Source organism: Streptomyces sp. NPDC053673, from assembly GCF_055585225.1.
This window is the reverse complement of record NZ_JBVJKN010000006.1, coordinates 229,205-241,063: the sequence shown is the minus strand read 5'-3', so window position 1 is coordinate 241,063 and position 11,859 is coordinate 229,205. Positions and strand designations below refer to the sequence as shown.

Annotated in this window: 12 protein-coding genes; 4 read left to right on the top strand and 8 right to left on the bottom strand. The window is 72.0% G+C overall.

Annotated elements, in window-relative coordinates; genetic code table 11:
* From hisH to hisD, 5 genes are all read right to left on the bottom strand, one after another.
* On the bottom strand, positions 1-642 hold the full coding sequence (hisH, locus tag ACZ6ZQ_RS12280) for an imidazole glycerol phosphate synthase subunit HisH (protein ID WP_453663635.1): 642 nt from the start codon (positions 640-642) through the stop codon (positions 1-3).
* Positions 639-803 (bottom strand): hypothetical protein, encoded by a 165-nt coding sequence (locus tag ACZ6ZQ_RS12275; protein ID WP_469768451.1) that lies wholly within the window; start codon positions 801-803, stop codon positions 639-641. The genes hisH and ACZ6ZQ_RS12275 overlap by 4 nt, the downstream gene beginning before the upstream one ends.
* Positions 804-805: 2 nt before the next feature.
* A complete protein-coding gene (gene hisB / locus ACZ6ZQ_RS12270; protein WP_351570561.1) occupies positions 806-1,399 on the bottom strand; it encodes an imidazoleglycerol-phosphate dehydratase HisB in 594 nt (197 codons plus the stop codon).
* Positions 1,396-2,523, bottom strand: coding sequence for a histidinol-phosphate transaminase (locus ACZ6ZQ_RS12265; RefSeq protein ID WP_469768534.1), 1,128 nt, complete (start codon positions 2,521-2,523; stop codon positions 1,396-1,398). Before ACZ6ZQ_RS12265 ends, hisB begins: the two co-directional genes overlap by 4 nt.
* Positions 2,524-2,594: 71 nt before the next feature.
* The gene (gene hisD / locus ACZ6ZQ_RS12260; RefSeq protein ID WP_469768533.1) at positions 2,595-3,959 is read right to left on the bottom strand and encodes a histidinol dehydrogenase; all 1,365 of its coding nucleotides are present in this window, start codon (positions 3,957-3,959) and stop codon (positions 2,595-2,597) included.
* A 220-nt stretch (positions 3,960-4,179) separates the two neighbouring features.
* Here hisD and ACZ6ZQ_RS12255 point away from each other — a divergent pair, with 220 nt between their 5' ends.
* The 4 genes from ACZ6ZQ_RS12255 (at position 4,180) to ybaK (ending at position 8,878) form a co-directional block, all read left to right on the top strand.
* Entirely contained in the window at positions 4,180-5,787 is a 1,608-nt protein-coding gene (locus ACZ6ZQ_RS12255) for an oxidoreductase (protein ID WP_469768532.1), read from the top strand.
* A 641-nt stretch (positions 5,788-6,428) separates the two neighbouring features.
* Positions 6,429-7,496, top strand: a complete 1,068-nt coding sequence (locus ACZ6ZQ_RS12250) for a hypothetical protein (protein WP_469768450.1) — start codon at positions 6,429-6,431, stop codon at positions 7,494-7,496.
* A 5-nt stretch (positions 7,497-7,501) separates the two neighbouring features.
* Entirely contained in the window at positions 7,502-8,242 is a 741-nt protein-coding gene (locus ACZ6ZQ_RS12245; protein WP_469768449.1) for an LON peptidase substrate-binding domain-containing protein, read from the top strand.
* A gap of 138 nt (positions 8,243-8,380) precedes the next feature.
* On the top strand, positions 8,381-8,878 hold the full coding sequence (gene ybaK / locus ACZ6ZQ_RS12240) for a Cys-tRNA(Pro) deacylase (protein WP_469768448.1): 498 nt from the start codon (positions 8,381-8,383) through the stop codon (positions 8,876-8,878).
* A gap of 349 nt (positions 8,879-9,227) precedes the next feature.
* Here ybaK and ACZ6ZQ_RS12235 read toward each other — a convergent pair whose 3' ends face one another.
* The 3 genes from ACZ6ZQ_RS12235 to ACZ6ZQ_RS12225 all read right to left on the bottom strand — a co-directional run bounded on the left by ACZ6ZQ_RS12235 (position 9,228) and on the right by ACZ6ZQ_RS12225 (position 11,836).
* Positions 9,228-9,857 (bottom strand): hypothetical protein, encoded by a 630-nt coding sequence (locus ACZ6ZQ_RS12235; RefSeq protein ID WP_469768447.1) that lies wholly within the window; start codon positions 9,855-9,857, stop codon positions 9,228-9,230.
* Positions 9,858-9,888: 31 nt separating this feature from the next.
* Complete coding sequence (locus ACZ6ZQ_RS12230) at positions 9,889-10,737, bottom strand: ABC transporter permease (protein WP_469768446.1); 849 nt, start codon at positions 10,735-10,737, stop codon at positions 9,889-9,891.
* A gap of 124 nt (positions 10,738-10,861) precedes the next feature.
* Positions 10,862-11,836, bottom strand: coding sequence for an ABC transporter ATP-binding protein (locus ACZ6ZQ_RS12225; RefSeq protein WP_469768531.1), 975 nt, complete (start codon positions 11,834-11,836; stop codon positions 10,862-10,864).
* Between the last annotated feature and the right edge of the window lie 23 nt (positions 11,837-11,859).

The window sequence follows — 11,859 nt, the reverse complement described above, 5'->3', positions numbered from 1 at the left end:
TCAGAGTGTCTCGATCCAGTTGGTGAGGAGCTGGGCGCCGGCGTCGCCGGACTTCTCGGGGTGGAACTGGGTGGCCCACAGGGCGCCGTTCTCGACGGCCGCGACGAAGGGCTCGCCGTGTGTCGCCCAGGTGACCTTCGGGGCGCGCATGGCCGGGTTGGTGATCTCCAGGCCCCATTCGTGCACGGCGTACGAGTGCACGAAGTAGAAGCGGGCGTCGGCGTCGAGTCCGGCGAACAGCTCGGAGTCCTCGGGGGCCTTGACGGTGTTCCAGCCCATGTGGGGGACGACCGGGGCCTTCAACGGCCCGACGACGCCGGGCCACTCGTCCAGGCCTTCGGTCTCCACGCCGTGCTCGATGCCGCGCTCGAAGAGGATCTGCATGCCGACGCAGATACCCATGACGGGCCGGCCGCCGGAGAGCCTGCGGTCGATGACCCAGTGCCCGCGGGCCTCCTGGAGTCCGGTCATGCAGGCGGAGAAGGCGCCGACGCCGGGGACGAGCAGTCCGTCGGCGTTCATGGCCTTGTCGAAGTCACGGGTGATCTCGACATCGGCGCCGACGCGGGCGAGGGCGCGCTCGGCGGAGCGGACGTTGCCGAAGCCGTAGTCGAAGACGACGACCTTCTTCCGCTCGCTCATGACCACACGTCCAGTCGCAGGACGCCCGCGACGAGGCACATGCCGGCGCCGACGGAGAGCAGCACGATCAGACCCTTGGGCATCTGCTGCTTGGCGAAGGAGTACACGCCGCCGAGCAGGAAGAGCCCGAGGACGATCAGAATCGTGGACAGACCGGTCACGGCTACAGGGCGCCCTTCGTGGAGGGAAGAATTCCGGCGGCGCGCGGGTCGCGCTCCGAGGCATAGCGCAGGGCTCGCGCCAGCGCCTTGAACTGGCACTCCACGATGTGGTGTGCGTTGCGCCCGTACGGGACGTGGACGTGCAGAGCGATCTGCGCCTGGGCGACGAAGGACTCCAGGATGTGCCGGGTCATCGTCGTGTCGTACGCGCCGATCATCGGCGCCATGTTCTCCGGCTCGGTGTGCACGAGGTACGGGCGGCCGGAGAGGTCCACGGTCACCTGGGCGAGCGACTCGTCCAGCGGGACGGTGCAGTTGCCGAACCGATAGATGCCCACCTTGTCGCCCAGGGCCTGCTTGAAGGCGGCGCCGAGCGCGAGGGCGGTGTCCTCTATGGTGTGGTGGCTGTCGATGTGCAGATCGCCGTCGGTCTTGACCGTGAGGTCGAACAGACCGTGGCGGCCGAGCTGGTCGAGCATGTGGTCGTAGAAGCCGACCCCGGTCGACACATCGACCTTTCCGGTGCCGTCGAGGTTGATCTCGACGACGACGGACGTCTCCTTGGTGGTGCGCTCGACCCGTCCTACGCGGCTCATGAGCTCTGCTCCTTCTTCAGTGCGCGAACCGCATCGAGGAACGCGTCGTTCTCTTCGGGGGTGCCGGCGGTGACCCGCAGCCGGCCCGGTACGCCGTTGTCGCGGACCAGGACGCCCCGGTCGAGGATCTTCTGCCACATGGCGTGGGCGCCGCCCTCGCCGTCGAACCGCCCGAACTGGACGAAGTTGGCGTCGGACTCGGTCACGTCGTAACCGATGGCGCGCAGCTCGGTGACCAGCCGGTCCCGCTCCTCCTTGAGCTGCTCGACGTACTTCAGCAGCGTATCGGTGTGCTCCAGGGCGGCGAGGGCCGTGGCCTGGGTGACGGCGGAGAGGTGGTACGGCAGCCGTACGAGCTGGACGGCGTCCACGACGGCTCGGTGCGCGGCGAGATAGCCCAGGCGCAGGCCGGCGGCGCCGAAGGCCTTCGACATGGTCCGCGACACGACGAGGTTCGGCCGGCCCTCGATCAGCGGCAGCAGGGAGGGGCGGTGGCTGAATTCGACGTACGCCTCGTCGACCACCACCAGCGACGGCTTGGCCTCCTGCGCGGCCTCGTAGAGCGCGAGGACCGTCTCGGCGTCGACGGCGGTGCCGGTGGGGTTGTTGGGCGAGGTGATGAAGACGACGTCGGGCCGGTGCTCGGCGATGGCCTGAGCGGCGGCGTCGGCGTCCAGGGTGAAGTCGTCACGCCGCGGACCGGAGATCCAGCCGGTGCCGGTGCCGCGGGAGATCAGTCCGTGCATCGAGTACGAGGGCTCGAAGCCGATGGCGGTACGGCCGGGCCCGCCGAAGGTCTGCAGCAGCTGCTGGATGACCTCGTTGGAACCGTTGGCCGCCCAGACGTTCTCGACGGCGATGGGGTGCTTGCCGGTGCGGGTCAGGTACTTCGCGAGCTCGGTACGCAGCTCGACCGCGTCCCGGTCGGGGTAGCGGTTGAGGCCGCGCGCGGCCTCCCGCACCCGCTCGGCGATCCGCGCCACCAGCGGTTCGGGCAACGGGTACGGGTTCTCGTTGGTGTTCAGCTGTACGGGGACGTCGAGCTGGGGCGCGCCATAGGGGGACTTGCCGCGCAGCTCGTCCCTGATGGGGAGATCGTCGATGCCGACGTCGCCGGTGCTCACGTGGTCCGTGCCCACTTGCTCCGCGCCCACTTGCTCCGCGCCCACTTGCTCCGTGCCCACTTGCTTCGTGCTCACTTGCTCTCGGGTACCTTCCAGCCGAACCTTGCCTTCAGCGCGGCGCCGTGCGCCGGGAGGTCCTCCGCCTCCGCCAGCGTCACCACGTGGTGGGTGACCTCGGCCAGGGCCTCGCGCGTGTAGTCCACGATGTGGATGCCGCGCAGGAAGGACTGGACGGACAGACCGGAGGAGTGGCAGGCGCAGCCGCCGGTGGGCAGTACGTGGTTGGAGCCGGCGCAGTAGTCGCCGAGGGAGACCGGCGCCCACGGGCCGACGAAGATCGCGCCCGCGTTGCGGACCCGGTTCGCGACGGCCGCCGCGTCGGCGGTCTGGATCTCCAGGTGCTCGGCGCCGTACGCGTCGACGACGCGCAGGCCCTCCTCGATGCCGTCGACCAGGACGATCGCGGACTGCTTGCCGGACAGGGCCGGGAGGATCCGGTCCTCGACGTGCTTGGTCGCGGCGATCTGCGGCTCCAGCTCGCGCTCGACCGCGTCCGCGAGCTCGGGCGAGTCGGTGACCAGGACGGCCGCGGCCAGCGGGTCGTGCTCGGCCTGGCTGATCAGGTCGGCGGCGACGTGGGCCGGGTCGGCGGTGGCGTCGGCGAGGACCGCGATCTCGGTCGGGCCGGCCTCGGTGTCGATGCCGATCCGGCCGGTGAAGTAGCGCTTGGCGGCGGCGACCCAGACGTTGCCGGGGCCGGTCACCATGTTCGCCGGAGCACACCCGTCGGGTCCGGAGGTCCCGTACGCGAACATCGCGACGGCCTGGGCGCCTCCCGCCGCGTACACCTCGTCGACGCCGAGCAGCGCGCAGGCGGCGAGGATCGTCGGGTGCGGCAGTCCCCCCGCTGCATCTCCTTCAAAACGGGGCTTCTGCGGCGGTGACGCGAGCGCGATGGACTCGACGCCGGCCTCCTGCGCCGGTACGGCATTCATGATCACGGACGAGGGGTAGACGGAACGCCCGCCCGGCGCGTACAGCCCAACGCGCTCGACCGGAACCCACTTCTCGGTCACCGTGCCGCCCGGCACGACCTGGGTGGTGTGCGTCTGCCGGCGCTGCTCGCGGTGGACGATCCTGGCGCGCCGGATCGACTCCTCAAGTGCTGCCCTGACCTGGGGGTCCAGCTGCTCGAGCGCCTCCGTGAGAGCCTTCGCGGGCACCCGCACCCGCTCCAGCGTCACACCGTCGAACTTCTCCGCGTACTCGATCAGCGCCGCTGTGCCGCGATGATGCACGTCCTCGCAGATCGGCCGCACCTTCTCCAGGGCGGCTTCCACGTCGAAGTCGGCACGGGGCAGCAGATCGCGCAGGGCCCCGCCCTGAGGGAGGGCGGCGCCGCGCAGGTCGATACGAGCCAGAGAAATTGATTGCAGCACGGGTCAATTCTCGCAGACGGTCACCGACAGCCGGTCTCTCGTATCACTGACTGATACGCGTCAGATCACTCCCACACGTCTCCCGACCACCACTTCTCACTGGGGCGCTCTCGCGCCGCCCCTCTGGTTTCAGAAGTCGTTCATGACCACTAGCGTTCAGTCCGTTACGCAGCGGGAAGAACGGCTGTACGAAACCCGGGGAAGCAAGGGGGCGGCATTGACCGAGCCGCAGGGCATCGACGTGCCCGACGATCTCACCACCGCAGAGCGGACCATGTGGACCGCGTTCGAGCACGGGAGGGCCTGCGACCTGCGTGACAGCAATCCGCTGCTGAACGATCCCTTCTCGGGCCGTGAGTGGGGCCCGGACCGCAGTGTGCGCGCCGATGTGATCGCGATGCTGCTGCTCAGCGGTCCGGCCGCGCGCCCCGGGCGGGTCTGCGCGCTGAAGCTGCGCGGCGCGTACATCACCGGGAAGCTCGCCCTCGGCGGCGGAACGATCGGGCCGTACGTCGAGCTGACCGGCTGCCGCTTCGAGAGCGAGCTGGCGTTACCCGAGGCACGGTTCACGACACTGCGCATGGTCGGCTGCGCGATACCGCGGCTGGAGGCCGCCCGGCTGCACACGGAGGGTGATCTGCATCTGCCGCGCTGCCGGATCGAGCGCGGGATGCGGCTCACGGACGCGCAGATCGGCACGGATCTGCTGATCAACCAGATCCAGGTGCGGCCGGACCGGCGGGGCCGGGCGATCGCCGCGGACGGACTGTCGGTGGCCCAGGACCTCCAGGCCGAACTGATCGACACGTACGGCGAAGTCAGCCTGCGCGGCGCGAAGGTCGGCGTGTCGCTGAGCCTGCGCGGCAGCCGGCTGCGGGCGGTGGAGGGGCGCCGCGCGCTGAACGCTCCACAGCTGACGGTGGAGCGCACGCTCTACATGACGCGAGCGTGGGTGAATGTGGCGGGCGACCAGGGGACCACTCCCCCGTTCGGCATCACCAACGCCGTCGGCGGACGGGCGCCCGGCGCGCAGGAGCGGCGCTTCGAATGCCATGGCGGGGTACGGCTGGACGACGGGCGCTTCGGCGACGCGGTCGACTTCCACAAGGCCCGCTTCGTGCTGTCGGACGCCCGGCGCGAGGAGCTGTCGCTGCGCAGGATCGTCACACCCGAGCTGCGCTTCAACGGGGAGCGGCCGGAGCAGGGACGTGTCGTGCTGAACGGCGCGAAGATCGTCACGCTGATCGATCTGTCGACGAGCTGGCCGGGTCCCGGCGGGCTGGCGATGGGCGGCTTCGTGTACGAGAACCTCGTCCCGTACAGCCGCTTCCCGCTGGCCCGGCGGCTGGAGTGGATCGCGGCCGCAACCCCCGAGTACGCCCCGGAGCCGTACGAGCGGCTGGCGACCGTCCTGCGCAACAGCGGCGAGGACGCGGACGCGCGCGAGGTGCTGCTCGCCAAGCAGCGCCGGCGCCGCGAGACCCTGCCGCTCGCGGCGAAGCTCTGGGGCTATCTCCAGGACTGGACGGTGGCGTACGGCTACCGGCCGGGCCGGGCCGCGCTGTGGATGGCGGTGCTCTGGGCGGCGGGCGCGGTGGCGTTCTCGCGCTACGACCCCTCGGCGATCAAGCCCGACGAACACCCGGAGTGGAACCCGTCCTTGTTCGCCCTGGACCTGCTCCTCCCGGTGATCAATCTCGGCCAGGACGGCTACTGGCGCCTGGAGGGCCGCTGGCAGTGGGCCGCGGCCGCACTGATCCTGCTCGGCTGGATCCTCGCGACGACGGTCGCGGCGGGTGCGTCACGGCTGCTGCGCCGCGGCTAGGCCGTGTTTGAGAACCAGCGCCGTCCGCCCGTAGGGCGGGGCTCGCGGCGTCTGGTGCGTGCAATCGCAAGGCGGTGGGGGCACCTCCCAGCGGTAGCTGGGGGAGATCATCCTCGTACTGGACGTACGTGGATGACTCCGACAACGCGGCGTGGGGGCACCTCCCGTGCCCGAAGGGCTACGGGGGAGTGCGTGCCAGACGCCGCGAGCCAGGCGGGAGTTCTCAAACACGGCCTAGGTCGCCCTCGGGACGCCCTCGCGCGCGAGGGCGTCCCGAGGGGGTGGGCGCGAGCGTCCCGTGGGTGGGCGCGCGAGCGTCCCGAGGGGGTGGGCGCGAGCGTCCCGTGGGTGGGCCGGTTCACGCCGGATGCCCGCCGGACGGGTATCGGCGGCCCACGGCACCACGGTCACGGCCGTCGCTCCGGCGTCCCTTGCGCGACCGTCCGCGCCGGTCGCTCGCGCCGGTGGCCGGGGCGCACGACGGTCGGGCAGACAACCGCCCGGCGGGCTCGGTGTGCGCCCCCGCGCGCTTCCGATTACGCGCTCCTTTGCGGTTTCTTGACCTGACTCAGGACAACCATTCCACCTGCTACCAAAACTTCACAGATGCCCTCTGGCGCGCCCTCGACCTGCGGCTTTCAATGGTCCGCACCATGTCTCTGCTCCGTGCTCTGATCAGCACCGCCCGCATGGTCCGGCACACCCCGCGGCTCGCCGACGGGCTGCCCCCGGACGACGCGGTACTGCTCGACGCCCCCGACGAGCGGCTCGGGCCCGCACTCGTCGCGGCCGCGGTCGGCGACCACGAGCCCGCCGCCAAGCTGCTCGCCACTTCGCGCGACGTGGCCGAGTGGGAGAACCGGGACCGCTATGTGATGCGCCTCGCGGCGTTCGCCCACAGCCGGGACGACTGGCTGACCGGGTGGCTCGCGGCCTCGCCCCGTGATCCCGACGCCCTGCTCGTGAAGGCCGAACTCGCGGTCCGCAGAGCCTGGGAGTCGCCCGCGCGCACCGAGCGGCTGCGCGAGGTCGGCCCGCTCATCGACGCCGCGGCCGAGGGCGATCCGCGCGACCCCGTGCCCTGGCGGGTCGCACTCGACCACGCGCGCGGCACCCACGCCACGCACACCGCCTTCGAGTCGCTGTGGGAGCAGGCCGTGCGCCGCTCCTCGCACCACTACGGCTGCCATGTCGCGGCGCTCCAGTACCTCTCCGCCCACTGGTACGGCTCGCACCGCGAGTGCTTCGACTTCGCCGAGCGTGCCGCCGAGGACTCCCTCCCCGGCTCGCTCGTGCAGGCCCTGCCGGTGCGGGCCGCGTTCACACTGCTGCTGGCCGGCGCCTTCAGCTCCGTACAGGCCGACCGCATCGACGCCGCCGCGGACCGGGCGATCGCGCTGTCCGAGCGCTACCGGGAGGCCGACCCCTGGCCCGCGGAGGTCCGCAATCTGCTGGTGTACGTGCTGATCGCACGCGGCCGCTGGGCCGAGGCTCTGGAGCAGTTCCGGACGATCGGCCCGTGTGCGACGTCGTTCCCGTGGAACTGTCTGACGGACGATCCGCTGGGCCAGTTCCTGGAGGCTCGCGACGGCGTCCGGATCGAGGTGGCGTCCTCGGTACCGATCCGCCGCGGGCGCCGGATCGGACAGCTCCGTACGGGTCACGGGCAGGCGGCCGGACGCAGCCCCTCCGGCGGCCATTACGCTTAACCGCTGTGACCACCGCTCGCCTGCCTCTCTTCCCGCTCAACGCGGTGCTTTTCCCGGGCCTCGTCCTGCCGCTGAACGTCTTCGAGGAGCGCTATCGCGCCATGATGCGCGAGCTGCTGAAGACCGACGAGTCCGAGCCGCGCCGCTTCGCCGTGGTCGCCATCCGCGACGGCCGCGAGGTCGCGCCGACCGCTCCCGGGCTGCCCGACCAGACCGCGCTGCCCGAGAAGGGCCCCGCCGCCGGCTTCGGCACCGACCCGATCCAGGCGTTCCACCGGGTCGGATGCATCGCGGATGCGGCGACGATCCGCGAACGCGCGGACGGCAGCTACGAGGTGCTGGCCACCGGCACGAGCCGGGTCAAACTGCTTTCCGTCGACGCGAGCGGCCCCTTCCTCACGGCCGAACTCGAAGAGATCCCGGAGGAGTCGGGGGACGGCGCCGGCGCACTCGCCGAAGGCGTGCTGCGGGCTTTCCGCAACTACCAGAAGCGGCTGGCGGGCGCGCGCGAGCGTTCGCTGTCCACGGGCGCGGAGCTGCCGGACGAGCCGTCCGTGGTGTCGTACCTGGTGGCCGCCGCGGCCGTGCTGGACACCCCGTCGAAGCAGCGACTGCTGCAGGCCCCGGACACCGCGACCCGGCTGCGCGAGGAGCTGAAGCTGCTGCGTTCCGAGACCGCGGTGATACGGCATCTTCCGTCGCTGCCCGCAGTCGACCTGACGCGCGCTCCGACGAGCCCCAACTAGTGCCGGGAGGGGCACTAGCCCCAACTGGTCTGACCCGTCCGACCAGTCCGAAGCGCACCGATGAACCCGAAGCGCACCGATGAACCGGAAGCGCTTCGACGAGTGCGGTGCACACCGACCAGTTCGAGGACCGAGACCTTGGCGAAGAAGTCCAGGAAGCAGCAGGGCGGCACCCCGGCGACGGTGGCGTTGACGACCGCGGGAACGGCGTTCACCGTCCACGCGTACGAGCACGACCCGGCGACTCCCTCGTACGGGGAGGAGGCCGCGGAGGCTCTTGGTGTCGCTCCCGACCGGGTCTTCAAGACCCTCGTCGCGGACGTGGACGGCGAACTGACGGTGGCGGTCGTCCCGGTCGCCGGACAGCTCGATCTGAAGGCCCTGGCCGCGGCGGTCGGCGGCAAGCGTGCCGCGATGGCCGACCCGGCGGCCGCCGAGCGCACCACCGGATACGTGCGCGGGGGGATCTCCCCGCTCGGGCAGCGCAAGCGTCTGCGGACGGTCCTGGACACCTCGGCCTCGGCCCACCCGACGATCTGCGTCTCGGCCGGACGCCGTGGACTGGAGGTCGAGCTGTCCCCCGCGGACCTCGCGGCACTCACGGGCGCGGTGCTGGCGCCGATCGGTCGCGCGTAACAGGGCGTGCGCGGGACCTCGACGGCGGTCCCTTCCTCGGCTACGACCGAAGGACATCCCGATCCGAGGGGGCGCCCGTATGTCGAAGCGCACGCGCAAACGCAAATGGCGGCTCCGGAAGCGCCGCGCGAACCACGGCCGCCGGCCGGCGTAGCGAGGAGCGGGGCCCGGCCCCCTCCAGTGGAGCCCGTCCGGCGACTGAGGCGGGGGGGTCGGGGGGCAGCCCCCCACGCGGCCGAGTCGCACATCGACACAGCGGCAAGGGGCGGACCCGGACACGGCGCAGCGGCTGGCCCGAACCACACGGCCGGGCCGGTCGGGGCCGACCCGGACCGGCCGGGCCCGCGCGTCAGCCCCGGTCGTCGTAGGGCAGCGGGGGCGCCCAGTCCGGCTCCGGGTCGCGAGGGCCGAAGAGCGCGGTCAGGGCCAGGTGCACCACCATCGCGGCGACCGGCCACGCCAGCAGCGCGGCCTTCGCCCGGAGCTGGAGCGGGGCGTCGAAGGGGACACCCGGGCCGACCGCCCGGGCATGGGCGACGACGTCGTGGGCCGGGCCGAACCAGTAGCCGATGCCCCAGCCCAGGGCCGAGCCGAGCACGCCGCCCACGGCGAGCGCGGCGACCAGCGCGATGCCTCCGCGGCGGTGGAACCAGAAGACGACGGCGGCGCTGAGCACGCCCAGACCGAGCGCCAGCAGGGCGAACGTGCCGTCCGCGCCCGCGGCCTCCTCGCCCTCCGTGTCCGCGACGAAGACCGCCTTGTCGGTCGCGATCAGCTGTACCCGCGGCGCCAGCCACAGCCAGAGCAGGCCGAGCACGATCCCCGCGAGCGCCACGGCCAGCAGCACGACAGCGGCCTGCCGGGCCTCCTTCTTCATGTCCTGCCCTTCTCCGTCCGGGTGCGGGACGGGATACGGGTGGTACGGGGTCGCGTCGTGCGACGGCGGCTGGTGAGGCGGGGTCAGGGGTGCGGTCACCATGACATCGTGCCAAACGTCCCCGTGGGACGCCTCACCGGACCGCGGCCCGCCGGTACGCCCAGGTCGCGACGGCCAGCGAGACCACGCCGACGGCCGCGCAGACGGCGAGGTCCAGTGCGACGGCCGGCCACTGCGGCTGCGCGTCGAAGCTGCGGGCGAGAGCCTCGACGCCGTACGTGGACGGCAGAAGATCGCGCGCGTACGTGATCGGCTCCGGGAGCCGGCCGGCCGGCAGTACGCCCAGGAGCAGCGCTGCGGACATGCCCAACTGCCCCAGCAGAGTGGCGAGTTCCTGGCGCGGGGCGAGCAGTCCGAGGGCTGCGCCGAGCCCGGCGAGAGCGGCGCCCGCGAGCGGGATCACAGCGGCCAGCACCCATAGATGCGTCAGCGGCAGCCCGAAGAGCACCGAGCCGATGACCGCGGTCACCACCGTCCCGGGCACGGTGAAGGAGGCGTACGCCCCGGCCGCGCCGAGAACGACCGCCGCGGGCGGCACGGGCAGCGTCGCGTAGTGGTCGAGGCCGCCGCCGGCCCTGAGTTGCCCGAAGTACTGGGCAAGAAGGTTGAGCGCGACGAACGCGACGACAAGGACCGCAGACCCGGCGACGACGGCGCGCGCCTCGGCCCCGCCGTCGACCACACCGCGCATGAGCACCATGATCCCGACGGACTGGAACGTCGCGACGAAGAGCAACGGGATCCTGGCGACCCGTGCCCGGGACAGCTGGGCGCGGTACACCGCGGCGAGCGCGGGCATCAGCCGGGCCCGGGGCGCGAGCGGCGCGGCCGCTGCCCCGGGCGGTGCGCCGGACGCCTCCCGCACACTCGCGGACACGGCCTCCGCAGGCACGATGCTCACCTGGCGCTGCTCCTGTTCCATACGTGCAAGTTCGGTACGTGCAAGATCGGTACGTGCAAGATCGGTACGTACGAGATCGCTACGGACGAGATCGCTACGGACGAGTTCACTATGGGCGAGTTCAGTACGTGCGAGGGCTCACAGCTCACGCCTTCACCAGTCCCTTCGTCGCATGGCCGCCGAGCGCCAGGTACACGTCCTCCAGGCTCGGCGTGGCCAGCGTGAAGTCGTCGAGAGCGGCGAAGGCGGCACCGCCGGTCACCGCGGCCACGGCCGCGCGGGCCTCTTCCGGGGCGAGGCGGAGGACCCAGCGGCGTCCGGACTCCTGGGCGGAGAGGCGCAGCGCCGCGACCTCGGGGACGTCGAGCGGGGCCCGCTCGCGCCAGACCAGCTCGACGCGGACCTCGCCCGCGATGCGCTCCTTGAGCCCGGCAGGCGTGTCGCAGGCGATGACCTTGCCGCGTTCCAGCACGGCGACGCGGTCGAGGACGGTCTCGGCCTCGATGACGTTGTGGGTGACGAGCACCACGGTCACGTCGTGCTCGGCGCGGCGGCGGTCCACCGCGGCCCAGACCGCGCGCCGGGCGACCGGGTCCATCCCGGTGGTGGGCTCGTCCAGCACCAGGACCGGCCGCTCGCCGACGAGGGTGGCGGCGAAGCACGCGAGCCTTCGCTGGCCCCCGGAGAGCTTCTTCAGGGGCCGGCCGGCCAGCCCGGTCAGGCCGAGCTCCTCCAGCACGGCGTCCCGCTCGGCCCGCGCCTCCCGTACCCCGAGGCCGCGCAGCCGGCCGGTGGTCTCGGCGGCGAGCGCGACGGTCAGCTCGTCGAGGGCGGTGGATTCCTGGCCGAGGTAGCCGATGAGCCGCGCCGCCCGCTCGGGGTGGCGTACGAGATCGTGGCCGAGCACGTCGACGCTGCCGGAATCCGGCCGCATCAGACCGGTCAGCTGGCGGACGAGCGTGGACTTGCCGGCGCCGTTGGGACCGAGCAGCCCGAAGATCTCGCCGCGCCGCACTTCGAGGCCGATACCGTCGTTGGCACGCACCTCGGGGGTCGCGGGGGTCCCTCGCCGGGCGCGCGCGGCGGGGTACGTCTTGACCAGATCCCGCACCACGCACACCGTACTCACGAGGGACGAGCCTA

Coding starts and splice junctions, on each gene's coding strand:
- hisH (WP_453663635.1), bottom strand. CDS start 642: ATGAGCGAGCGGAAGAAGGTCGTCGTCTTCGACTACGGCTTCGGCAAC.
- hisB (WP_351570561.1), bottom strand. CDS start 1,399: ATGAGCCGCGTAGGACGGGTCGAGCGCACCACCAAGGAGACGTCCGTC.
- ACZ6ZQ_RS12250 (WP_469768450.1), top strand. CDS start 6,429: ATGGTCCGCACCATGTCTCTGCTCCGTGCTCTGATCAGCACCGCCCGC.
- ACZ6ZQ_RS12235 (WP_469768447.1), bottom strand. CDS start 9,857: ATGGTGACCGCACCCCTGACCCCGCCTCACCAGCCGCCGTCGCACGAC.
- ACZ6ZQ_RS12230 (WP_469768446.1), bottom strand. CDS start 10,737: ATGGAACAGGAGCAGCGCCAGGTGAGCATCGTGCCTGCGGAGGCCGTG.